Below are 21,914 nucleotides of genomic sequence, written 5' to 3'. Positions count from 1 at the left end.
CCGTAGGATGTGCGGTCATGGCCACCTGGCAGGATTTCGTCGAGGAAGCGCCCCGCGTCTCCGAGATCTTCCAGCGGCGGCACGCCGCGACCGGCAACCTGTGCCTGCTCGCCACCGTCCGGGCCGACGGTTCGCCGCGGATCAGCCCGATCGAGCCGCGGGTCTTCGAGGGCCGGCTGCTGCTGGTCGGCATGCCGCACACCACGAAGTTCGCCGACCTGGCCCGGGACGGGCGTTTCTGCCTGCACACGGCCACAGCGGACCCGCACGTCGGCGACGGCGACGTCAAGCTGTTCGGCGCGGTCCGCAACGACCAGGACCGGGCGCTACACCAGCGGTTCGCCGACGCGCTGTTCGCGGAGAACGGCTTCGACCTGCGCGGCCAGGAGTTCGACCCGTTCTATGTCGCCGAGCTCAGCAGTGCGTCGTCGGTCACCATCGACGACGGCGAGCTGACCATCACGATCTGGAAGCCCGGCCAGGGCGAGCGGGTCGTCCGGAAGAGTTGATCGGTTCACCTCACCTCTATCACACGGTCACCGTCATCGTTGATTATCGATGTCTCCGTACCCCCATTGGAGGCATCATGTTCCGATCCCGCCGGCGCACCCTGACCGCGGCGATCCTGACCGCGGTCGCCGTCGCCACCCTGACGGCCACCCCGGCCAACGCGACCCCGCCCGGCATCCCGTCGAAGGCCAGCGCCCAGTCCCAGCTCAACGCCCTTACCGTGGCCGCGGAAGGTTCGTCGAGCGGCTACTCCCGGGACCTGTTCCCGCACTGGATCACCATCTCCGGCGCCTGCAACACCCGCGAGACGGTGCTCCGCCGAGACGGCAGCAACGTCGTGGTCAACAGCTCCTGCGCCGCCACCTCGGGGAGCTGGTACAGCCCGTACGACGGCGCCACCTGGACCAACGCCGCGGACGTCGACATCGACCACGTCGTGCCGCTCTCCGAGGCGTGGCGCTCCGGTGCGAGTAGCTGGACCACCGCCCGCCGCCAGCAGTTCGCCAACGACCTGTCCCGGCCGCAGCTCATCGCCGTGACCGACAACGTCAACCAGTCCAAGGGCGACCAGGACCCGTCGACCTGGCAGCCGTCGCGGACCGCCTACCGCTGCACGTACGCGAAGATGTGGATCGCCAGCAAGTACTACTGGGGCCTACGCCTGCAGTCGACCGAGAAGTCCTCACTGCAGACGATGCTCAACACCTGCAGCTCCTGAGGTGTCGCGGTCGGGGGGCCTTCACCGGCCCCCCGGCTCGCTCAGGCCGCCGCGTTCCACACTGGAGGTTGGTAGCCCGCCGGCTTGTCGCCGATTCCGAGGCCCGGGCTGACGATCCAGGACTGGTACTCGGGCGTGAACATTGGGTACGGCAGGCCGAACGTCGGTGCGCTCACCTGGTCGAGGCGGGCGCGGGCGTCCGCCGGGATCTCGAAGTCGAGCGCGCCGAGGTTGCTGTCGAGCTGGGCCACGCTGCTCGCGCCGACGATGACCGAGCCGACCGCCGGCTGGGTGGCCGCCCAGTTGACCGCTACCTGAGCCATGCTGCGGCCCAGTTCGGCCGCCACCTTCTCGAGTTCCTCGACGATCCGCCAGTCGCGCTCGCTCACCGGGCGTTCGGCGCCCCCGCCCGCCGCCATCCGGCCCGGACCGGCCAGACCCTCGGCGGATCGGCGGTACTTGCCGGTGAGCAGGCCGCCGCCGATCGGGCTCCACGCGGTCAGGCCCATGCCGAGGGTCTGCGCCATCGCGGTGAACTCGGCCTCGATGTCGCGAGCCACCAGCGAGTACGGCAACTGCACGGTGATCATCGGCGTCAGCGCGTTGGCCTCGGCGAAGGTCTGCGCGCGGGCGGCGTACCAGGCGGGCACGTCGGACAGCCCCGCGTAGCGAATCTTGCCGGCGCGGACCAGGTCGTCGAAGGTCCGCACGACCTCCTCGACGGGCGTGATGCGGTCCCAGGTGTGCAGCAGGTACAGGTCGAGGTAGTCGGTCCCGAGCCGCTTCAGCGACGCCTCGACGGCGCGGATCATGTGCTTACGCCCGTTCCCGCCGGCGTTCGGGTCCGTCGGGTCGACGGTGTTGGTGAACTTGCTGGTCAACACCAGGCGATCGCGTGCGCCCGCGGATGTCATCAGTTTCCCGAGGATGGTCTCGCTCTCGCCCGCGGTGTAGAAGTCCGCGGTGTCGATGAGGTTGCCGCCGGCCTCGAGGTAACGCCGGAAGATCGGCTCGGCCTCCGCCTCGGTTTTCCCGTAAGCGGCATGGAAGCCCGCGACACCGAAGTTCATCGTGCCCAGGGCCAGTCGACTCACCCGGAGTCCCGAGCGGCCCAGCAGGTAGTAGTCATTCATGCCGGCAACCGTGGCTCGGGAAAAATGGACCCGCAAGTCCAAAGCCAGTCCAAAGCTCAGCGGCGCCGGAGGCCCTCGATGCCGATGTCGAGGGCTGCCTCCAGGTGCTCGATCCGACCGGTCGCGAGCATCACAGCGACGCCGCCCTGGATGCCGGCAAGGAGCGCGGCCGCGGACCGGTCGGCGTCCAGGTCGCCGTCGACCTCGCCGATGCCCTGCATGTGCCGGATCCCGTTGGCGATCTCCCACTGCCATTGGGTGATGAGCTCGGAGGTCACCGCCCGGGCGCCGGGAGTGCCGCGGCCGAGCTGGGACATCAGGCTGTTGAGGGGACATTCGGTGCCCTGGGAGAGATATTTCGCGACGACCCGTTCACGCCAGGCCTGCCAGGCGGGCCAGGAAGTCAGGTCGCCGAGCTGTGGCTGCTGGTCGGAGAGGACCCGTTCCGACTCGTGCCGGGCGACCGCGAGCAGCAGTTCGTCCTTGCCGTCCGGGAAGTAGTGGAAGAGCTGCCCTTTGCTGGTGCCGGTGCGGGCGCGCACGTCGTCAAGGGTCGTGGCCACAGCGCCGCGCTCCCGGATCTCGGCGGCCGCCCCTTCGACGATCCGCTGCCGGGTCGCGACCCCTTTCCGAGTCAACGGCCGCTCCGTACCCGCGATTCCGGTTTTTGGACCCACAAGTCCATTCTACAACTCGCGCGGAATGCGGGCTGTGCGCTGCCCACGAGGCGGAGCAGCGCGGCCTGAAAGTCTCGCCTTCGACGGCTCCAGTAGGGGCGCAGGGCGATTTGACAAGGGCGGTGACGGCGATCGCCATTCAGGCCTCGGCGCGCATCAGGCGTCGAGATCCTCGGGCCTTCCACCGCAATCACGTGGATGCGATGGACATCCACCGCGGCCCGAGCTTCCGCGCACCTGTTGTCGCAGCTAGCGAGACCAGGGCCCGAGGACCCAACTGAGCGAGATTCGGTCGGGATGACCCGGACGACGCAGGCCGCCAACTGACCTTGACGGGAGTCGGTCCACGGTGGTTGGCGCCGGCGTCAATGCCGGGTCGATACGGTCGGGACTCATCGCTGGCCAATAATTGATCTCAGCGTTCGGCCGGTGGCCGTCACGAGCCAGAATGTCCTGCCGTTCGTATTGGAGAACTCCCGGGCGGGGTTGAGCTTCTCCACGACAGCGATCGCAGCATTGCTGGGCGACGAGAACGTCCGTCCTGCGAGCGGTCCTTTGGTGATACGCAGCTCGTGGTTGGCCTTGTTGAAGATTCCGTCAACACGTGTCTTCTTATAGATCACATGAACCGCGACCTCTTCGTCCTCCTCGAGGACGTTCGGCAGGGTTGGTGGTGGTGGCGGGGGCGGCGTGGCTTGTTTGCCGTCGAACGTTGTCGTCAGATGGCTGATCAACTCCGGGACCGTCATGTCGAGCAGCCCTGCTGCGAAACGAAGCCGATCGTGGGTGACTTGGTCGATGTCTACAAGTGGCATCGCTCATGCTCCATGCTAGACGAGGACAATGCTATAGAAAAACTATAGCGAGCGAACCGAGTTTTCGCTACGCCAGATTCGTTCGGCGCCGAGGCAAGGCGACAGCGGTGAAGGCCACGAGTCGGGTGCAGCCGGCCTCGGCGAGAAAACGGCGAGGTTGACCGACCTCGGCCGGTGTCTTCGCTTGGCCTATAGGGCTCGCGCAAGGCTGCACAATGTTTGATCGTGTGCGGTGACGCCGAGCCCAAGAGCGAATCGCTGATTACGTCTTGCGGGCCATGCTCAGTGGTCGTCCACGTAGGCCGGCACCCCGCCCGGCCGCCAGCTCGTAACGGCACCACGCTCGGCTTGGACCAGCTCCGAGCCCGTCAAGGACGCGCCGATCTCCTCTGGGCTGCGCACTGGTACGGCACCGCGCCGCTGCCGACGTCGAGGAACCTCCTGACACCTGGTCCGGCGAGATGACTCACCGCCCAACGAAAAACGCTCGCGAGTCAGGCCGCGTCGGCGATGCACGGAAGACCGCGTGGACCTGGTCCCCCACGGCCCGGTCGACCGGATTGTCAGGGCCGCTCACCCAGTAGTACCGAGTGCGGCACCGCCGTACCGGTCAGCCCGAGATCCGTAGCTTGGTCAGGAAGTCTGTTGTGTCCGCGGGCGACAGTGCCGCGACCGTCAGCCGCTCCATCGCCTGCCGATACCGTTCGACGTGCTCCGGCTTGTCCATGTACAGAGCGCTCACAAGCTGCTCCACATAGACGATGTCAGGGATGTCCGGGTCCGCGAACCGCAACATGCTGAACGACCCGCCATCGGCCGTGTGCGTCCCCCGCCGCAGGGGCATCACCTGCAGCGTGATGTTGGGCCGTTCGCTGAGCTCGAGCAGATGCTTGAGCTGACCCTGCATCACGGCCCGCCCACCAACAGGTCGGCGCAGGGCCGCCTCGTCCATCACCACCCAGTAGGTGGCCGGTGGGACCCGGTCCAGGATTCGTTGGCGTTCAAGGCGGAGCTTGACCCGACGGTCCACTTCGGCCGGAGCCGTTTCGGGCAGGCCGGATACGACCACGCCGCGCGCGTATTCGGCTGTCTGGAGCAGGCCCGGCACGAACTGCACCTCGTACGCGCGGATCGTGGTGGCCGCCTCTTCCAGCCCGACGTACGTGCCGAACCAGCTCTCCAGCACGTCGTCGTAGCGGTGCCACCAACCGTCCGAGCGCGAGTCGCGGGCCAGCGCCAGCAAGGGCTCGCGCTGGGCCTCGTCGAGGACGCCGTAAAGCGTTAGCAGGTCCGCGATGTCGCGTTCCTTGAAGCCGACCCGGCCCAGCTCCATACGGGAAATCTTCGACGCCGAGCCGCGTACGTGGTAGCCAGCGTCCTCTCTGGACACACCGGCTGCCTCGCGGAGCCGCCGTAGTTGCGCACCCACGACGATCCGTCTGGCCGTGGGGCCAACGGCGGCGTCCGGCGCGGTCATATCGTCCCTCGAGTTCGGCGCACGCTCGCCGAGGGTCGCATCGACGAGATCGCGGGTAGCCTACGTGACCCCTTGATTACCGGTCCATCATGCGTCTACCCGATGAAGTGGTCGAACTCTCCGTCACGTACGCCCTGGAAGAGGGCGGTCATCTCCGCCGGGGTGAAGACCAGGGCCGGGCCCTCGGGGTCCCGCGAGTTGCGCACCGCGACCGCACCGTCGGCCAGCCGGGCCAGCTCGACGCAGTTGCCCTGCGCTCCGCTGCGGCGGCTCTTCACCCAGGTCACGGCGCCGAGGTCGGTCGCGGCGACGCCATTTTTGATCTTCATGTCCACCTTCGACGGTTGGGGTCGCGGGGGTCCTTCCCGCGATCGGGAGCCTAATGCACGTGCATTCTCACGGGAAGATGCACGTACGCTCAGCGTTCCCGTGTGGAATGTCCACATTCGCAGGTGATGCCGTACGGGTCATCCCGCGCGGGTTGGGACTAGGCGCATTTGCACGTGCATTTGCTCTTGCGACATGGCCGTGCACGCGAGGAAGATGCTCGATATGTCCCGCGATGGTGGTGGCCGGATGCCTGAGTCGCCCGGCCCCCGCGTGGACCAGGCGCTCCGCATCACCGCCGGCGCCACCCTGCTGCTGATCGCGCTGCTGGTCGTGGCCGGGGCACCGAGCCCGCTCGCCGCCGTCCTGGTGCCGGTCCCGTACGCGGCCTGCGCCGCCATCTGCTTGCGGCGCGCGCGGTGCGGCGGCGTCCAGCGGGCGACCTGGGCCGCGGCCGGCGCCGCGATGACCACCTTCTTCGTCGGCACCGGATGGGCCGCCCTCTCACCCGCGGATCGGGGCGAGCCCATCCACACGTCGACCAGCGACGCGCTCGCGGTGCTCGGCTTCGTGCTGCTCTACCTGTTCGTCGGCCTGCTGCTGCGCTCGGACCGCCCGGTCTTCAACAGCGGCGTCTGGTTCGACGGGGTCGTCGCCGGTCTGGGCATCGCCTCGCTGGCCTCCCTCGGCGCGCCCGGTCGGGACAGCAACGGACGCTTCGGCGTACACCTGGCCGGTGTCCTGGTCTATCTGGTCCTGATCCTTTTGGTGGTCATCGGTGGCAGCCTCGGCGGCCGCCGGTTGCACCGCACCCATGTGCTCGTGGTCGCCGCGTTCGGCGCGGCCGCCATCGCGGACGGCCTCGCGATGCTCGGTCACGCCGGCGGCACGCTCGCCGAACCCGGCTCGCTGGTGGTGCTCTCCCTCGCGCTGCCGGTCCTGCTGGCGTTCGCCCCCGTGGCGGCAACCCCTCGCCGTCGGTCCGACGCGGCGACCACGCCAACCATCGTGGGCTGGGCGACTCTCGCCGTGCCCGCGTTCTTCGCGGTCAGCAGCGTGCTGCTGCTGGCCGTGGGCCAGTCCGGCCGACTACCGGCGCTGAGCACGACGCTGGCCGCGGCCTGCGTGCTGGCGGCGCTCGGCCGAGCCAGCCTGACGTTCCGGGAGTTGCGCGACCTGCGCGACGTACACCACCAGGCCCGCACCGATGATCTGACCGGGCTGCCGAACCGGCGGGCGCTCTACGAGCACCTGGACGCGCTGGCGACCCCGGCCACGCTGCTGCTGCTCGACCTCGACGGCTTCAAAGAGGTCAACGACAGCATCGGCCACGCCGCCGGCGACCAGGTGCTGGCCCAGACGGCCGACCGCATCAAGGTCGTGCTGGCCCCGCAGCAGGTGCTGGCCCGGCTGGGCGGCGACGAGTTCGCGATCCTGCTGCCCGGCGCCACCCTGGCCGAGGCCGCCGACCTGGCCTGGCGCATCCACGTCGCGGTGACCTGCCCGTCCCACCTGGGCGACAAGCAGATCCGGCTCGGCGTCAGCATCGGCGTGTCCGGCACGCATCTCGCCGACGCCGACGCGGGCTCGGGCGAACTGCTGCGAACCGCGGACATCGCCATGTACGTGGCCAAGCGGCGCGGTGGCGGCGTCGCCGCGTACGAACCCCGCCCCGCCGTCCCGGAGCCGGCCCGCGAGCACGTGCCGTCAGGGTCCGAGCTGAGCCCGATCTGAGCTAGCGGTTCTGCGCCGCGAAGCGGGCGGCGAGTTCCCGCTCGGCCGCGCGTGGGTCGCGGTAGCCCTCGAACGCGCGCTCACGAAGGTCCTCCGGGAAGATCCGCTCGATGTCCGGCTGGTGGGCCGCTCCGTCGCCGGGGAGCTCCACCCTGACGGGGCTCGCGCGGTGGACCGCGACCACCGTGCTGACACCTGAGCTGTCGTCGAACGCGACGCCGGCTTCCCGCACCACGCAGAAGAGCGCGGCGTAGACGATGGCTGGGTCCGCACCGAAGGGCTCCGCGACGCACACCAACGGCCCGTGCGACATCAACGCGGACGCCGCCGCGGGGTCGTTCTCGAAGACGTCGACCACGAAGGTCGCGAGCTCGGCGGCCTGAGCCGGCGGCAACGGCGCACGCTCGTCGCCCGAGTCGCAGGCGACACCCAACGCGGCGGCGAGTGCGACGCACAGGACCCGTAGCGAACGACCCATGGACAGCAACCTAAACCCTCCTCGCCAACAAATGGGTTGTCCGCGATCGACCGCGGCCTCGATGATGCGGCCATGGCTACCAGTCGACGCGCCGACATGTTCACCGCTGACGGCAAGCCCTCCGACGACGATCCGCGTGAGCACGGGCCCACGTTGGGCGACGAGCGCACCACCCTGGTCGAGGCCCTCCGGTCCGCCCGCCTCACGCTGGAGATGAAATGCGAAGGGCTCGACGCCGAGGCTATGGCCCGGCGGTCCGTCGAGCCGTCGACCATGTCACTCCTCGGAATGGTGCGGCATCTGGCCGAGGTCGAGCGGGCCACGTTCCGCAAGACGATGGCGGCCCAGGACGTGCCCCGGCTCTACGTCTCGGACACCAACCGCGACGGCGACTTCGACGGTGCCGTAGCCGACCCGCAGGTCGTCGCGGAGGCCTGGGACGCCTGGCGCGCGGAGGTCGACTTCGCGACCCGGTTCGTCGCGGACGCACCGAATCTCGACGGCACGGGCGACGACCCGCTGAACCAGCACGGCACGGGCGGCGGAGCGATGTCGCTGCGGGAGGCCATGGTCGGCATGGTCTGGGAGTACGGCCGCCACATGGGCCACGTCGACCTGCTGCGCGAGCAGATCGACGGCCGCATCGGCCAGTAGGCACAACCGGCAATCTTGCCGATGCGCGGGGATCGACGTAGTTCGCAGAATGCGCCGCACAGGTCCCCCCGCACCCCGGAGGTTGCCCATGCGAATCTGCCGGTGACGAGACGCCGGGCAGCGCCAGCTATCGCACCTGGTACTCCGCCTGCGACGGCGTCATCCTCCCGTACACGAGCACGCGGTTGACCGGTGCGACCAACACCAACGCGGGCTGCGTGACCCACCTCGGCTACCTCACCAACACGGGCGTGCTGACCCAGGTCCGCAACTTCATCGCGGGCTGACGTGACGCAGGTCACCACAGCCTCTTAACGAGCGTCTCAGCCAAGCCTGGGTGAGCCCCAGAAACCAGCCAACGAAGGGCTCCCGTGTACGCCGTGACGGCGCGACGAAGTTGGCTCGTACTCCCCTGAACGGGCGCACTCCGAACCACCTGGCGACGAAACGGCGCGGCTCGTCAACACGACGGGCCGCGCCTAGCGTGTCCGCCATGCCTGAGCTGATCGCACCGACCACCCGACTGCACGCCGCCTTCGTCGACTGCCGCGACGAGTGGGGCCCGGGCGCGCACGAGGACGGCTTCGGCCTCGGCGCCGACGACGACGTGCACTCCCCCGAGGGCTTCGCCGCCTGGGTGGGTGAGCGCCTCCGCGGCACCCACGCGGCCGGCACCCCGTGCCCGGAACAGCAGCACGCCACACCCCGCTGGATCGTCGAGGACGGCAAGGTGCTCGGCGGGATCGCCCTGCGCCACGTGTACGACGACGACCTGGGCCAGATCGGCTACGGCATCCGCCCGTCGGCGCGCCGCCGTGGGCTGGCGTCCTGGGCGCTGGCCGAGATGCTGCGCGAGGCCCGCACCACCCTGGGCCTGGACCGCGTCCTGATCCCCTGTCTGGAGGACAACATCGCCTCGGCCCGCACGATCGAGCGCAACGGCGGCGTGCTCGAAGGCATCAGGGACACGGGCGAGGTGAAGGTACGCCGTTACTGGATCAGCCTAGGGCGGGAAAGTGCTGGCGCGCTCGACCAATGACGCCGGCACCCGCTCCACCCGCGGGTCCGGCGACGCCGGCGACAGCGCGAGCGACATCGCCTGGGCGCCCATATCGGCCAGCGGCAGCCGGATCGTCGTCAGTGCGGGTGTCACGTCGCGGGCGATCGGCATGTCGTCGAAGCCGATCACGCTGATGCGGCGGTCGACGTCGCGCAGGAAGGCCAGGGCGCCGACCGCCATCGAGTCGTTGAGGGCCGCGATCGCGGTCAGCCGGGGATGGGCCGACAACAGGTCTCCGGTCGCGGCGGCCCCGCTGTCGCGGTCGAAGTCCGCATAGACGACCTTCGGGGACGGGCGGCCGTGCGCACGGGCGGCACGGCGGATGCCGGTCAGCCGGTCCGTGGTCGTAGTGAGATTGCGCGGGCCGGCGATGACCCCGATCTCGCGGTGGCCCAGGGCGTAGAGGTGCTCCCCCGCCATGAAACCGCCGGCCTCGTTGTCGGGGACCACCGCGTCGCCGGTGCGGTCGTGCCGGCCGATCACCGCGACCCGCCCGCCGCTCAGCTCATAGGCGCGCAGCTTGCCACGCAGCGAACGAGCGAAGGCCACGTCGTGGTAGCCCGAGCCGGCCAGCACCATCGCCGCCACCTGGTGGGCGCGGAGCAACTCCACGTAGTCGAGTTCGCGGGCCGGGTCCCGGTAGGTGTTGCAGATGATCACGAGCCGGCCGTCGGTGGTGGCGACCCGTTGCAGGCCGCGGGTGATCTCGGCGAAGTAGGGGTCGGAGACGTCGTGGACGACCACACCGACCGCGGTGCGACCGGACCCGGCGAGCTGGCGGGCATGCGCGTTGGGCACGTAGTGCAGGTCAGCGACGGCGGCCTCGACCCGGTCGCGCAGGGCGGCGCTGACCGGCTTGCTGCTCCCGTTGATGATGCGCGATGCGGTCGCCGTCGAGACGCCCGCCCGGCGCGCGACGTCGTCCAGCGTGGCCACGTCGAGATCATACGGGAAAGCCCTTGCCTCAACCCATCCCGATGGATACGTTGCCCAGGAAAGCGCTTACCTGGGGAGGTCAAGGTCGTGGATCGCAGAACCATCGGGATCGTCCTCAACGGGGTGACCGGCCGGATGGGCTACCGCCAGCATCTGGTCCGCTCACTGCTCGCGATCCGCGAGGGCGGTGGCCTCCCCCTGCGGGACGGCACGCTGCTCTGGCCCGAGCCCATCCTGGTCGGGCGCGACGACGCCCGGCTGCGGGCCATCGCCGACCGGCACGGCCTGACCGAATGGACCACCGACCTGGGCGCGGCGCTGGCCCGCCCCGACGTCGAGATCTACTTCGACGCGCAGGTGACCAACGTCCGCGAGAAGGCGATCCGCGCCGCCGTGGCGGCCGGCAAGCACATCTACACCGAGAAGCCGACCGCCGGCGACCTGGCCGGCGCGGTCGAGCTAGCCCGCCTGGCCGACGCGGCGGGCGTGAAACACGGCGTCGTGCAGGACAAGCTCTTCCTGCCGGGCCTGCGCAAGCTCGACCGGCTGGTCAAGGGCGGCTTCTTCGGCCGCATCCTGAGCATCCGCGGTGAGTTCGGCTACTGGGTCTTCGAGGGCGACTGGCAGCCCGCCCAACGTCCATCGTGGAACTACCGCACGGCCGACGGCGGCGGCATCACCGTCGACATGTTCCCGCACTGGCACTACGTGCTGGAGCAGATCTTCGCGCCCGTCCGGGCTGTCACCGCGCACGTCACCACCCACATCCCCCGCCGCTGGGACGAGTCCGGCCAGCCCTACGAGGCGACGGCCGACGACGCGGCGTACGGCATCTTCGAGCTCGACGGCGGCGTCGTCGCGCAGATCAACTCCTCGTGGGCGGTCCGGGTCTACCGCGACGAGCTCGTGGAGTTCCAGGTCGACGGCACCGAGGGCAGCGCGGTCGCCGGCCTGCGCAACTGCCGGATCCAGCACCGGTCGACCACGCCCAAGCCGGTCTGGAACCCCGACCTGCCGGCCACCGAGCAATTCCGCGAGCAGTGGCAGGTCGTCCCCGACAACGAGGAGTTCCGCAACGGCTTCCAGGAGCAGTGGGAGCTGTTCCTGCGGCACGTGGTGGAGGACGAGCCGTACACCTGGGATCTCTGGGCCGGAGCCCGCGGCGTGCAGCTCGCCGAGCTAGGCGCACAGGCGGCCCGCGAAGGGCGGCGGATCGAGGTCCCGGAGCTGGGCGCGTGACCACCGTCGTCCTGCCCGACGGCCCGTTCACCTTCACCGGCGCCGGAGCGGAGTTCACGAAAGAGCCATTCACCAGCCGCATCGCGTACGCCGCCGCGCACGTGGTCGCTGACCCGCTGGCCGACAACACCCCGGGGATGCCGGCCGCCCTCGACTGGGAGGCCACGCTCGCCTTCCGCCACCACCTGTGGTCGCACGGCTTCGGCGTGGCTGAGGCGATGGACACCGCGCAGCGCGGCATGGGCCTCGACTACGCCGCGACCCGCGAGCTGATCCGGCGCAGCACCCGCGAGGCGGCCGGGCCGATCGTCGCGGGCGTCGCCACCGACCAGCTTCCACCTGGGCCGGTCGGCCTGGACGAGGTGCGCAAGGCCTACCAGGAACAGCTCGCCGATGTGCAGGACGCGGGCGCGACGCCGGTGCTGATGTGCAGCCGCCACCTCGCCGCCACCGCCCGGCATGCCGACGACTACCTCGACGTCTACGGCGAACTGCTGCGGCAGGCCGACGGGCCGGTCGTGCTGCACTGGCTCGGCGAGATGTTCGACCCGGCGCTGGCGGGCTACTGGGGCTCAGACCCGGTCGCCACCGTGCTCAACCTCATCGGGGCGCACACCGCGAAGGTCGACGGCATCAAGGTGTCGCTGCTGGACGCGGACTTCGAGGTCGACCTGCGGCGGAGGCTCCCCGAAGGCGTCCGCCTCTACACCGGCGACGACTTCCACTACCCACAGCTCATCAAGGGCGACGCGGAAGGCTACTCGGACGCGCTGCTGGGCATCTTCGCCGCGATAGCGGCACCGGCGGCGGCCGCGCTGCGGGCGCTGGACACGGGCGACGAGACCGGCTACGACGAGATCTTCGCGCCGACGGTGCCACTGGCCCGGCACGTCTTCGGCAAGCCCACCTTCTACTACAAGACCGGCATCGTGTTCCTCGCCTGGCTGGCCGGCCACCAGACGCATTTCACGATGGTCGGTGGCCTCCAGAACGGGCGGTCGCCACTGCACCTGGCCGCGCTGATCCGGCTGGCGGACGCGGCGGGCGTGCTCCCCGACGCCGATCTCGCCGCAGCCCGCGCGCGGGCCTGGCTCACGACGGCAGGGGTGGCCCAATGACCAGGTTCGCGCTCAACTCGGCCACCACCAAGCACTGGCCGCTGCCCGACCTGGTCGCTGGTTGCGTCCGCGCCGGAGTGCACCAGGTCGGCCTGTGGCGGGAGGAGGTCGCCGCCTTCGGTCTCGACAAGGCGGCAACGCTGACGCGAGACGCGGGGGTCAAGGTCACCTCGCTGTGCCGTGGCGGCTTCTTCGCGGATCCCGGCTGGGAGGACGACAACCACCGCGCCATCGACGAGGCGGCCGCTCTCGGCGCGCCGGTGCTGGTGCTGGTCTCCGGCGGCCTTCCCGAGGGCAGTCGCGACCTCGACGCTGCCCGCGCCCACGTAGGTGAGGCGATCGGCCGGCTGGTGCCGCACGCGCAGGCGGCCGGCATCCGCCTCGCCATCGAGCCGCTGCACCCCATGTTCGCCGCCGACCGCTGCGTAGTGTCCACCCTCGGCCAGGCACTAGACCTGGCCGCACCACACCCGGTCGACGCGGTCGGCGTGGTGGTCGACACCTACCACCTGTGGTGGGACGACCAGGTCTGGGCGCAGATCGAGCGAGCCGGCCGCCAGCACCGGATCGCCTGCTTCCAGGTCGCCGACTGGGTCACGCCCCTACCGGCCGGCGTACTGCTGGGCCGAGGGCTACCGGGCGACGGCTGCGTCGACAACCGCCGATTCCGCCGCGCGGTCGACACAGCCGGCTACACGGGCCCGATCGAGGTCGAGGTGTTCTCGGCCGAGGTCTGGGCACGGCCGGGCGACGAAGTACTCGACGCGGCACTGCGCGGCTACCGCGAGACGGTCGAGGGATGACGGAGCTCACCGCCGACGGCGTCGCAGTCGCGTCCGATCCGAAGGTCGACCTGATCCAGGGGCCACGGCCATGTCCGCTTCCGGTGCGCACACCGCGTGGCTACCGGGAGGCAGTCGAAGGATGACCGAGCTCACCGTCGACGGCGTCGCAGTCGCGTCGTATGTGGTCCGCCCGGGGGTCGACCTGATCCAGGGGCCGCGGCCTTATCTGCATCCGGTGCGCACGTTGGGCGGCACGGCGGTCACGGACTTCGCACCCGATGACCACATCTGGCATCTGGGTGTCTCGGTTGCCATGCAGGACGTCGGCGGCGCCAACCTGTGGGGCGGGCGCACCTATGTTCGGGATCGGGGCTACACCTGGCTCGACGACCACGGCGAGATCGTGCACACCGGCTGGCTGCCCACCGACAACGGCGTGCGCAACAGCATGAAGTGGCGCGATCAGGGCGGCTCGGTGCCGCCCACCGGCGGTGAGGTCCCCGCCGGCCAGAGCCTGGGCAACACCATGGAGTGGCGAGACAAGGACGGCGCGGTGCTGCTGACCGAGAAGCGGCGGCTCAGCGCGAAGAAGGCCCCACACGGCTGGGAACTCGCCATCGACTTCACTTTGTCCGCGGCGCGGCCGGTGTCGCTGGGCAGCCCGGCCACCAACGGGCGGCCGGATGGTGCCGGCTACGGCGGGTTCTTCTGGCGGGCCGCGCCCGGCGAGACGCACACCTTCACCGAAGATGCCGACAGCGAGGAGCAGGTCAACGGCAGCGCCGCGCCGTGGTTGGCGTTGACCGGGCCCGGGCCGTACACGCTGGTGTTCCGAGGGCTCGACGGCGACGACCGGTGGTTCGTGCGGACCGGCATCTATCCGGGTGTGTGTGCGGCTCTGGCCTTCGACCATCCGCTGCTGGTCACGCCGGAAGCACCGCTCTCCAGACGCATCACCGTTCTTGTCGCGGACGGTGCTCTCACGCGGGAGCAGGTAGCCTCGGGTCCATGATCAAACCAGTGCGGGTCGCGGTCGTCGGTGTCGGTAACAACACGTCCGCGCTGGTGCAGGGGATCGCCTTCTATCGCCAGACCGGGAGCCTCGGTGGTGTGCGGCGGCCGACGATCGACGGGCTCGGGGTGGGTGATGTCGACATCGTGGCGGCATTCGCGACCTCGCCCGAGAAGGTCGGCAAGGACCTGACCGAGGCGATCTTCCTGCCGCCGAACAACTTCCCTCGGCTCGACTGCGATCTGCCGAAGGCGGAGGTCGCCGTCACCAAGGGCCTGAAGGACGCGACCGAGGTGGACCGCGTGGCCAAAGCGTTGGCGGGAGCCGAGGTGCTGCTGTACTCCGCGCCGAGTGGTCGGCCGGAAACGGCCGTCGCCTACGCGCAGGCCGCCCGCGAGGCCGGCGTCGCGTTCGTCAACACCACGTCGGACCCGGTGGCCCGGCACCCGGCGGAGGTCGACAGTTTCTTAAAAGCCGGCCTCCCGCTGCTCGGCGACGACCTGACCAGCCAGTTCGGCACCTCGATCCTGCACGACACGCTGCTGCGGCTGCTGGCCGAGCGGGGGCTCACGCTGGTCAGCTCGTACCAGGTCAACCTGGGCGGCACCGAGGACTTCCGCAACCTGGTCGAGAACCCGAACACCAAGAAGCAGTCCAAGCTCAACGCCCTTTCGACGGCCGACAAAGTGCAGTTGGCGCCGCTCGGCTATCTGCCGCAGCTCGGGTCGCAGAAGGTCGCGCACCTCAACCTCGAGGCGCAGGGCTGGGGCGAGACCACCGTCAGCCTCGACGTGAAGCTGAAGGTGCACGACCCGAGCGGCGCCGCCGGCGTCAACATCGACCTCGTCCGCATCGCGGCAAGTGCGTTGCGGCGCGGGCAGAAGGGCTATGTCGACGAGGCGGCGCCGCTGTTCAAGTCGCCACGGGGAACGGCGATCTAGAGCTTCCCGGCACCGGCCCCCGCGGCAACCCGCGCGGGCACGGTGGTGGCACTGTCCATCGTGTACGGGTAATAGGTGCGCGGCTCCACGACCGAGCCGGCGACCTCGCACGGTCCGGAGCCGGTGAGCACGTTGTCGCGCTGGACCAGCCGGCCCGGCCCGCTGTCCGCGTACCCGCTGGCCGAGAAGCACGGGAACGGCACACCCGAGAAGTAGTTGCCCTCGACGAGCACGCCGCCGTTCATCGTCGACGCCACGCCGTAGAGCTCGTTGTCGAGGAAGTAGTTGTTGTAGACGTGCACCGGCTCGCCGAACCGCACCCGCGGATGGCGCTGGCGGGACCGGTCGAAGAAGTTGTGGTGGATGGTCACCTTCAGGTGCCCGACGTCGGTCGAGGCGGCCCCGTCGGAGTGGCTGATCAGCATGCTCTTGTCGGTGGCCGCGAAGTGGTTCCACGACACCGTCACGTAGTCGGCACCGCGGACGATGTCGATCGACCCGTCGACCGGCGAGACGAACGTGTTGTGGTCGATCCAGACGTGGTGCGACTCCTGGCCCACGTTGATGGCGTCGTCCTCGGCGTCGACGAACGTGAGGTTGCGGACGATGACGTTCGACGACCGGTAGAAGTCGAACCCGCCGCCGGCGATCGTGGGCGACGAGCCGACACCGACGATCGTCTTGTTCGGCCGCACGCCCTGCTTGCTGGTGATCGCGATCCGCCCGGCCACCTGGATCGTCATCGGCCCGACGGTGTCGATCGCCTCGAGCAACTCGGTGCTGGTGTCGACGGTGACCGTCGGCCCGCCGGCGCCACCGGTCGTCCCGGACAGCCCGAGCGCCGGCACCGACGCGAACCCGTCCGCCGAACCCGAACCCGAGGGCGGCGGCGTGGTCGGCGTCGGGGTCGGGGAAGCGGTAGGCGGGCCGCTAACGGCCGCCTCGATCACCACGTCGTCAAAGGCGGAGGCCGCATAGTAGGTCGCCACCCCAGCCTGCCCCGCCGTGAACCGGTTGTCAGAAGCCGACAGCAGCGCCACCCCGTCTACCGTGGCGGACAGGCTCGAACCGGCCACCGTCAAGGCGACCGTGTAGGACCGCCCCAAGGACACGGCCAGAGAAGCCGTGTCGAGGGTCGTCGCAGCCCCGTTCACCAACCGCTTGAGCTCGACAGTGTTGTTCGACCGCAGCGCGACGTAGTAGTAGCTCGTCGCCGACTGCGCCCGGGCCAGCAAGGCGACGAACCGGTTGCTCCCGTTGAACGCGGCCGGAGTGACCCGCACCCGCACGGTGTAGTCGGTCCAGCCGACCGCACCGACCCGGGACCGGGCGTCGCTGCTCTGCCCGGTCTGCCGATAGGCGCCGCCGGACACGGCCCAGGAGCCGCCCGACGTGCTCCAGCCGGACGCGTTGCCGTCGGCGAAGTCGTCGCTCAACAGCGGGGCCGCGCTGGCCGAGCGCGAGACCACGGCGACACCGACCACCGCCAACAGCAGCGCGGTGAACAGCACCCGAAGCCGCATCACAACCTCCCGACACCCGCGCCGGCCGTCACCGCGGACGGCACCGACGAGGCGGGACTCAACGAGTAGGAGTAGTAGGCGGACGGCTCCTGCACCGCTCCCCCGGCCTCACACAGACCGGACCCCACGAACGCGTTCAAACGCTGCACCAGCCGGCCGGGCCCGCTCTCCGCATAACCACCGACCGAGTAGCACGGAAAGGCGACGTTCTCGAAGTAGTTGCCCTCGACCACGACGCCGGCGTTCTCGGTCGACGCGACGCCGTACAGGCCGATGTTTCGGTAGTAGTTGTTGTAGACGTGCACCGGCTCGCCGAAACGTGCCCGGGGATGCCGCTGGTTCGAGCCGTCGAACAGGTTGTGGTGGTAGGTCACCTTCAGATAGCCCACATCCGCCGGGTACGAGTCGGAGTGGCCGAGCAGCGCCGACTTGTCCGTGCCCGTGAAGCGGTTCCAGGAGATGGTGACGAAGGTCGACTGCCGCTTGACGTCGACGGAACCGTCGTACGCCGGCAGGAACTCGTTGTGGTCGATCCAGACGTGATGCGCGGAGTTGGTGACGCTGATCGAGTCGTCGGAGGCCCCGCTGAACCGGATGTTCCGAATGATCACGTTGTTGCCGGGCCGCGTCGTCGTGCCGAGTTGCAGCCCACCACCGGCGAGCTCGGCCGAGCTGCCCACACCGACGATGGACTTGTCGGCCACCACGGTCACCATGCCGGAGATCGAGATCCGACCCGAGACCAGGATCGTGTACGGGGTCGGGGCGCCCGCGTACGAAGCCAGCGAAGCGGCGGTGTTGACCGTGACCGTAGGCCCGGCCGCGCCGCCGGTGGTGCCGGACAGTCCAAGGCCCGCGACGCTGGCGAAGCCGTCCGGCGAGCCAGGCAGCGGCGGCGGCCCGGGAGTCGAGGTAGGGCCAGTTGGCGAAGGATCAGGCCCGCTGCCGGTGAACACGGCGACGTCGTCGAACACCGCGCTGGCGTACGACGCGACGAGCCCGACCCGGCCGCCCGTGAACGTGCCGTCCGTGGCGGTGACCAGCGTCTGACCACCGAGCGCCCCACGCAACGCGGACCCGGCGACCGTGAGGGTCAGCTCGTGCCAACCGCCCGGAGTAACGGTGGCAGGCGCCGAGGCGAGCACGGTGACGCCGCCGCCGGACACCCGGCGCAGCTCCACCCGCCCGGCACCCACCAACACCAGCGAGTAGAACGTGGTGGTGTTCTGGGCCCGCGCGACGACGCCGACCGAGCGCGCCGAAGAGCCGAACGCGACGGGCTGGACCCGGGCCCGCACCGCGTAGTCGGTCCATGACGTCGAGCCGGCCAGCGCCTTGGCGTCCGCGCCGGTGCTCGACTGCCGATAGGCGGCGCCGGACACCGACCACGAGCCGCCGGAGGTGGACCAGCCGGACGCGTTGCCGTCGGCGAAGTCGTCGCCGAACAGGGTGGCGGCCGAGGCGGGCGCGTTCAGTGCGACGACGACGGCCAACGCGAGAGCCGTTGCGCCGGCAAGAGCCGCGAGCCGGAACTGGGTTCGCATGCTTCCTCCCCAAGAAAGGCGGTGCCGGGGTGGCCCGTGCGTAAGCCACCCCGGCACCTGGTTCGGTCAGACGGAGATCCGGCCGGCGCCGGCGCCCGAGGTCACGCTCGACTTGACGCCGCTGGCGTTGTCGAGCTGGTACGAGTACGGAATGCTGTTCGTGCTGCCAGCGCTCTGCGGCGAGCCGGAGCCGACGAACACGTTGTTGCGCTGCACGAGGTCGCCCGGGTCCGAGTCCGCGTACCCGACCAGGGTCGGCTCGTCGACGTTCTCGAAGTAGTTGCCCTCGACCAGCACGCCAGCGTCCATCGTGGACGCGACGCCGTACTCGTTGCCGTTGTAGTAGTTGTTGTAGACGTGCACCGGGTTGCCGAACCGCACCCGCGGGTGCCGCGTGCCGGAACCGTCGAACCAGTTGTGGTGATAGGTCACCCGCAGGTGCCCGACATCCTCACCGGCGTTGTCGTCGCTGTGTCCGAGCAGCATGGACTTGTCGTGGCCGTACACCCGGTTCCAGGAGATGGTCACGTAGTCCGACGCACGCTTGACGTCCACCGCGCCGTCGTACCCGTTGGTGAAGCTGTTGTGGTCCACCCACACCCGGGTCGAGTACTGGACGTTGATCGCGTCGTCGTCCCAGTCCCGGAACGAGATGTTGCGGATGATCACGTTGCTGGCGTTGGACACGTTGAGCCCGCAGCCGGCGATCGTCGCACCCGAGTTGCCGAGGATCGTCTTGTTCGACCCGACCGAGATCATCCCCGAGCACGAGATCGTGCCCGAGACCCGGACGACCCGGGCCGTCGACCCGGACACCGCACTGGACAGGGCCGACGAGCTCGTCACCGTGGTCGCGGACGCGCTGCCGCCACCGTTCGTGCCGCCGCCCTGGGTGGCCCAACCGACCAGCCCGGTCTGTGGCGGGGTAGTCGGCCCGGTGGTGGGCGGATTGCTCGTAGGAGGGTTCGTCGGGTTGCCGGTGGGCGGCACCGAGCCGTCCGTGCTGACCACCACGTCGTCGAAGCGCGCGGACGCGAACACGGTCACCAGGCCGACCCGGCCGGCGCTGTGCGCGCTGTTGCTGCCCGAGGCGATCCGGGTGCCGTTGACGAAGCCCGAAATCGTGCTGCCGTTGGCGTCGATCCGCAGGGTGTACCAGGTGCCGGTCGACACGGTCAGCGACGCCGAGCCGATCACCGTGACCGACGAGCCGTCGACCGCCTGAAGCTCGGCGCGGTTGGCGTTGGTCAGGGCCAGCCGGTACATCTTGGTGGCCGACGACGAGCGGGAGGCCAGGGCCACGAACCGGTTGCTGCCGCTGAACGCCAGCGGCTTGACCCGGGCCTGCACCGAGTACGCCGTCCAACTCGTCGACCCGGCGAACTGGCGGGCCAGCTCGCTGTCGGTCTTCGACTGGGTGAACGTCGGCGATCCGTCGCTGACCACCGACCAGTCGCCGCCGGACTTCGACCAGCCGTCGGCGGAGCTGTCGTTGAAGTCGTCCGAGAAGAGCGTCGCCGCCTGCGCGACACCGCCCAACCCGAACGCGACCACGATTGCGGCGAGGGCGCCCGCGACGACCGCGAGCAAGCCCCGGCGTGCCGTTCTGCTCATGAGTTCCTCCTCAGATCCGGCCGGCGCCGGCTTGCGCGGACACGGTCGACTGCACCTGGGCGCAGGGCAGCAGGGTGTACGAGTACGGCACGGCGGACACACTGCCGCCGGCTTCGCCCGTACCCGAGTTGGTGAAGCAGTTGTTCCGGGCCACGATCCGACCGGGACCTGACGAGGCCTCGCCGAGGTGGAATGGGTCGTCGACGTTCACGAAGGCGTTGCCCTCGACGATCACGCCGGCGTTCTCCGTCGACGCGACGCCGTAGTTGCCGGTGTCGTTGTAGTAGTTGTTGTAGACGTGCACCTGGTCACCGAACCGGACGCGCGGGTTGCGCTGGTTGGTGTCGTCGAACCAGTTGTGGTGGTAGCTCACCTTCAGCCGGCCGATGTCCTGCGCGCTGTTCTCGTCGTCGTGACCGAGCAGCATGTTCTTGTCGGTGCCGTCGGCGTGGTTGTAGGACACGGTGACGTAGGACGAGCCACGCTTGATGTCGACGCCGCCGTCCGTGCCGGTCGTCCACGTGTTGTGGTCGATCCACACGTGGTGGCTGAACATCTGCACGTTGATGGCGTCGTCGGGCCAGCCCCGGAAGTTCAGGTTCCGGACGATGACGTTGTGCACCGCATCGGTCGGCGGTGCCGTGATGTCGTCGTCGATGGGCAGGCCGATGTTCAGGCCACCGCCGGTGAGGCCGGATCCCGAGCCGAGCCCGACGATCGTCTTGTCGGAGGTCACGTCGTGCATCGGACCGGGCAGCGTGAGCATCCCCTGCACCTGGATGACCCGCGGACCGGACTGCGCGATCGCCGACAGGAACGCCGACGCGCTGGTGACGGTCACGGTGGGACCGCCCGCGCCGCCACTGGTGCCGTTCTGGCCCCAGGCGTTCACGGAGGCCCAACCGTCGGCGGCGTTGGGCTGCGGCGGGTTGGTGGGCTCGGTCGTGGGCGTCGCCGTCGGCGTAGGCGTCGGCTCCGTGCCACCACCCGTGGTCACCGCCACGTCGTCGAAGCTGGCGCTGGTGTAGAACGTGGCCACGCCGACCCGCCCGCTGCTCCACTGGCTGTCGCTGGCCTCGGCGAGCAGAGCGCCGTTGACGTAACCGCGCAATGTCGAGCCGGCGACCTCCAGCCGCAACGTGTAGAAGGAGCCCGCGCTCACGCCGACGGAGGCGGTGTCCAATGTGGTCGACGATCCACCGACGAGCTTCTTGAGCTCGACGGTGTTGTTGGACCGCAGGGCCAGGTAGTAGTAGCTGGTGCTGCTCTGCACCCGGGCGAGCACCGCGACGAAGCGGTTGCTGCCGTTGAAGGCCACCGGTCTCACCCGGGCCTGCACGGCGTAGTCGGTCCAGCTCGCCGTGCCCGCGAGAGCCCGGGCGTCGCTGCTGGTGCTGCTTTGGCGGAGCACGCGGGAGCCGTCGGCGGTGACCGACCAGCTTCCCCCGTTCGTCGTCCACCCGGACGAGTTGCCGTCCTCGAAGTCGTCGGAGAACAGCGTGGCCGCGCTGGCTCCGCTGGTCATGCCGAGGACCAGCGCCGCGGCGGCGACTGCGGCCCCGAGGGCCAGCAGCAGGCCGCGACGACGTGATCGCCAGGCTGAGTTGGGGGGTGACACG

Annotated in this window: 21 protein-coding genes; 10 read left to right on the top strand and 11 right to left on the bottom strand. The window is 69.7% G+C overall.

Annotation, left to right across the window (positions count from 1 at the left end):
• Positions 1 to 17: 17 nt before the first annotated feature.
• Together BLV39_RS21125 and BLV39_RS21120 are read left to right on the top strand one after the other, a co-directional pair.
• Positions 18 to 509 carry a pyridoxamine 5'-phosphate oxidase family protein gene (locus tag BLV39_RS21125; RefSeq protein WP_090795313.1) on the top strand — a complete coding sequence of 164 codons (492 nt, stop codon included), beginning with the start codon at positions 18 to 20 and terminating at the stop codon, positions 507 to 509.
• Positions 510 to 586: 77 nt separating this feature from the next.
• Positions 587 to 1,228 (top strand): HNH endonuclease family protein, encoded by a 642-nt coding sequence (locus BLV39_RS21120; protein WP_090795310.1) that lies wholly within the window; start codon positions 587 to 589, stop codon positions 1,226 to 1,228.
• A gap of 41 nt (positions 1,229 to 1,269) precedes the next feature.
• Here BLV39_RS21120 and BLV39_RS21115 read toward each other — a convergent pair whose 3' ends face one another.
• The 5 genes from BLV39_RS21115 to BLV39_RS21100 form a co-directional block, all read right to left on the bottom strand.
• A complete protein-coding gene (locus BLV39_RS21115; protein WP_090795307.1) occupies positions 1,270 to 2,361 on the bottom strand; it encodes an aldo/keto reductase in 1,092 nt (363 codons plus the stop codon).
• A gap of 56 nt (positions 2,362 to 2,417) precedes the next feature.
• Entirely contained in the window at positions 2,418 to 2,999 is a 582-nt protein-coding gene (locus BLV39_RS21110; RefSeq protein ID WP_239083806.1) for a TetR/AcrR family transcriptional regulator, read from the bottom strand.
• Positions 3,000 to 3,430: 431 nt separating this feature from the next.
• Positions 3,431 to 3,853: a DUF4357 domain-containing protein gene (locus BLV39_RS42425; RefSeq protein WP_143049829.1), complete on the bottom strand. Its 423-nt coding sequence runs from the start codon at positions 3,851 to 3,853 to the stop codon at positions 3,431 to 3,433.
• 610 nt (positions 3,854 to 4,463) lie between these two features.
• On the bottom strand, positions 4,464 to 5,330 hold the full coding sequence (locus BLV39_RS21105; RefSeq protein ID WP_090795303.1) for a helix-turn-helix domain-containing protein: 867 nt from the start codon (positions 5,328 to 5,330) through the stop codon (positions 4,464 to 4,466).
• Positions 5,331 to 5,425: 95 nt separating this feature from the next.
• Positions 5,426 to 5,659, bottom strand: coding sequence for a DUF397 domain-containing protein (locus BLV39_RS21100; RefSeq protein WP_090795299.1), 234 nt, complete (start codon positions 5,657 to 5,659; stop codon positions 5,426 to 5,428).
• 247 nt (positions 5,660 to 5,906) lie between these two features.
• Between BLV39_RS21100 and BLV39_RS21095 the strand changes: the two genes are divergently transcribed.
• Positions 5,907 to 7,391: a GGDEF domain-containing protein gene (locus BLV39_RS21095; protein WP_143049828.1), complete on the top strand. Its 1,485-nt coding sequence runs from the start codon at positions 5,907 to 5,909 to the stop codon at positions 7,389 to 7,391.
• Position 7,392: 1 nt separating this feature from the next.
• Here BLV39_RS21095 and BLV39_RS21090 read toward each other — a convergent pair whose 3' ends face one another.
• Positions 7,393 to 7,869 (bottom strand): hypothetical protein, encoded by a 477-nt coding sequence (locus BLV39_RS21090; protein ID WP_090795290.1) that lies wholly within the window; start codon positions 7,867 to 7,869, stop codon positions 7,393 to 7,395.
• Positions 7,870 to 7,941: 72 nt separating this feature from the next.
• On the opposite strand from BLV39_RS21090, the gene BLV39_RS21085 reads away from it, so the two are divergent.
• Together BLV39_RS21085 and BLV39_RS21075 are read left to right on the top strand one after the other, a co-directional pair.
• Complete coding sequence (locus tag BLV39_RS21085; protein WP_090797633.1) at positions 7,942 to 8,523, top strand: DinB family protein; 582 nt, start codon at positions 7,942 to 7,944, stop codon at positions 8,521 to 8,523.
• A 493-nt stretch (positions 8,524 to 9,016) separates the two neighbouring features.
• Entirely contained in the window at positions 9,017 to 9,562 is a 546-nt protein-coding gene (locus tag BLV39_RS21075; RefSeq protein ID WP_090795284.1) for a GNAT family N-acetyltransferase, read from the top strand.
• Here the strand turns inward: BLV39_RS21075 and BLV39_RS21070 are convergent.
• Positions 9,527 to 10,519, bottom strand: coding sequence for a LacI family DNA-binding transcriptional regulator (locus BLV39_RS21070; RefSeq protein ID WP_090795281.1), 993 nt, complete (start codon positions 10,517 to 10,519; stop codon positions 9,527 to 9,529). The genes BLV39_RS21075 and BLV39_RS21070 overlap by 36 nt on opposite strands.
• An 87-nt stretch (positions 10,520 to 10,606) precedes the next feature.
• On the opposite strand from BLV39_RS21070, the gene BLV39_RS21065 reads away from it, so the two are divergent.
• The 5 genes from BLV39_RS21065 to BLV39_RS21045 all read left to right on the top strand — a co-directional run bounded on the left by BLV39_RS21065 (position 10,607) and on the right by BLV39_RS21045 (position 15,614).
• A complete protein-coding gene (locus BLV39_RS21065) occupies positions 10,607 to 11,758 on the top strand; it encodes a Gfo/Idh/MocA family protein (protein ID WP_090795277.1) in 1,152 nt (383 codons plus the stop codon).
• Complete coding sequence (locus BLV39_RS21060; protein ID WP_090795273.1) at positions 11,755 to 12,876, top strand: dihydrodipicolinate synthase family protein; 1,122 nt, start codon at positions 11,755 to 11,757, stop codon at positions 12,874 to 12,876. Before BLV39_RS21065 ends, BLV39_RS21060 begins: the two co-directional genes overlap by 4 nt.
• Complete coding sequence (locus BLV39_RS21055) at positions 12,873 to 13,679, top strand: sugar phosphate isomerase/epimerase family protein (RefSeq protein WP_090795269.1); 807 nt, start codon at positions 12,873 to 12,875, stop codon at positions 13,677 to 13,679. The genes BLV39_RS21060 and BLV39_RS21055 overlap by 4 nt, the downstream gene beginning before the upstream one ends.
• A gap of 121 nt (positions 13,680 to 13,800) precedes the next feature.
• Complete coding sequence (locus BLV39_RS21050; RefSeq protein ID WP_090795266.1) at positions 13,801 to 14,673, top strand: DUF6807 domain-containing protein; 873 nt, start codon at positions 13,801 to 13,803, stop codon at positions 14,671 to 14,673.
• On the top strand, positions 14,670 to 15,614 hold the full coding sequence (locus BLV39_RS21045) for an inositol-3-phosphate synthase (RefSeq protein WP_090795264.1): 945 nt from the start codon (positions 14,670 to 14,672) through the stop codon (positions 15,612 to 15,614). The genes BLV39_RS21050 and BLV39_RS21045 overlap by 4 nt, the downstream gene beginning before the upstream one ends.
• Here BLV39_RS21045 and BLV39_RS44270 read toward each other — a convergent pair.
• The 4 genes from BLV39_RS44270 to BLV39_RS21025 all read right to left on the bottom strand — a co-directional run bounded on the left by BLV39_RS44270 (position 15,611) and on the right by BLV39_RS21025 (position 21,913).
• A complete protein-coding gene (locus BLV39_RS44270) occupies positions 15,611 to 17,137 on the bottom strand; it encodes a pectate lyase family protein (RefSeq protein WP_239083807.1) in 1,527 nt (508 codons plus the stop codon). The two genes, BLV39_RS21045 and BLV39_RS44270, sit on opposite strands and share 4 nt — an antisense overlap.
• Positions 17,137 to 18,681 (bottom strand): pectate lyase family protein, encoded by a 1,545-nt coding sequence (locus tag BLV39_RS44265; protein WP_239083808.1) that lies wholly within the window; start codon positions 18,679 to 18,681, stop codon positions 17,137 to 17,139. Before BLV39_RS44265 ends, BLV39_RS44270 begins: the two co-directional genes overlap by 1 nt.
• A gap of 66 nt (positions 18,682 to 18,747) precedes the next feature.
• Entirely contained in the window at positions 18,748 to 20,295 is a 1,548-nt protein-coding gene (locus tag BLV39_RS42420; RefSeq protein WP_143049827.1) for a pectate lyase family protein, read from the bottom strand.
• 10 nt (positions 20,296 to 20,305) lie between these two features.
• Entirely contained in the window at positions 20,306 to 21,913 is a 1,608-nt protein-coding gene (locus tag BLV39_RS21025) for a pectate lyase family protein (RefSeq protein ID WP_239083809.1), read from the bottom strand.
• Between the last annotated feature and the right edge of the window lies 1 nt (position 21,914).

Source organism: Asanoa ishikariensis, assembly GCF_900107455.1.
GTDB classification, from domain to species: domain Bacteria; phylum Actinomycetota; class Actinomycetes; order Mycobacteriales; family Micromonosporaceae; genus Asanoa; species Asanoa ishikariensis.
The sequence above is the reverse complement of the archived record's forward strand: the minus strand, read 5'-3'. Positions and strand labels throughout refer to the sequence as shown.

Coding starts and splice junctions, on each gene's coding strand:
- BLV39_RS21125 (WP_090795313.1), top strand. CDS start 18: ATGGCCACCTGGCAGGATTTCGTCGAGGAAGCGCCCCGCGTCTCCGAG.
- BLV39_RS21120 (WP_090795310.1), top strand. CDS start 587: ATGTTCCGATCCCGCCGGCGCACCCTGACCGCGGCGATCCTGACCGCG.
- BLV39_RS21115 (WP_090795307.1), bottom strand. CDS start 2,361: ATGAATGACTACTACCTGCTGGGCCGCTCGGGACTCCGGGTGAGTCGA.
- BLV39_RS42425 (WP_143049829.1), bottom strand. CDS start 3,853: ATGCCACTTGTAGACATCGACCAAGTCACCCACGATCGGCTTCGTTTC.
- BLV39_RS21105 (WP_090795303.1), bottom strand. CDS start 5,330: ATGACCGCGCCGGACGCCGCCGTTGGCCCCACGGCCAGACGGATCGTC.
- BLV39_RS21100 (WP_090795299.1), bottom strand. CDS start 5,659: ATGAAGATCAAAAATGGCGTCGCCGCGACCGACCTCGGCGCCGTGACC.
- BLV39_RS21095 (WP_143049828.1), top strand. CDS start 5,907: ATGCCTGAGTCGCCCGGCCCCCGCGTGGACCAGGCGCTCCGCATCACC.
- BLV39_RS21090 (WP_090795290.1), bottom strand. CDS start 7,869: ATGGGTCGTTCGCTACGGGTCCTGTGCGTCGCACTCGCCGCCGCGTTG.
- BLV39_RS21085 (WP_090797633.1), top strand. CDS start 7,942: ATGGCTACCAGTCGACGCGCCGACATGTTCACCGCTGACGGCAAGCCC.
- BLV39_RS21075 (WP_090795284.1), top strand. CDS start 9,017: ATGCCTGAGCTGATCGCACCGACCACCCGACTGCACGCCGCCTTCGTC.
- BLV39_RS21055 (WP_090795269.1), top strand. CDS start 12,873: ATGACCAGGTTCGCGCTCAACTCGGCCACCACCAAGCACTGGCCGCTG.
- BLV39_RS21050 (WP_090795266.1), top strand. CDS start 13,801: ATGACCGAGCTCACCGTCGACGGCGTCGCAGTCGCGTCGTATGTGGTC.
- BLV39_RS21045 (WP_090795264.1), top strand. CDS start 14,670: ATGATCAAACCAGTGCGGGTCGCGGTCGTCGGTGTCGGTAACAACACG.
- BLV39_RS44270 (WP_239083807.1), bottom strand. CDS start 17,137: ATGCGGCTTCGGGTGCTGTTCACCGCGCTGCTGTTGGCGGTGGTCGGT.
- BLV39_RS44265 (WP_239083808.1), bottom strand. CDS start 18,681: ATGCGAACCCAGTTCCGGCTCGCGGCTCTTGCCGGCGCAACGGCTCTC.
- BLV39_RS42420 (WP_143049827.1), bottom strand. CDS start 20,295: ATGAGCAGAACGGCACGCCGGGGCTTGCTCGCGGTCGTCGCGGGCGCC.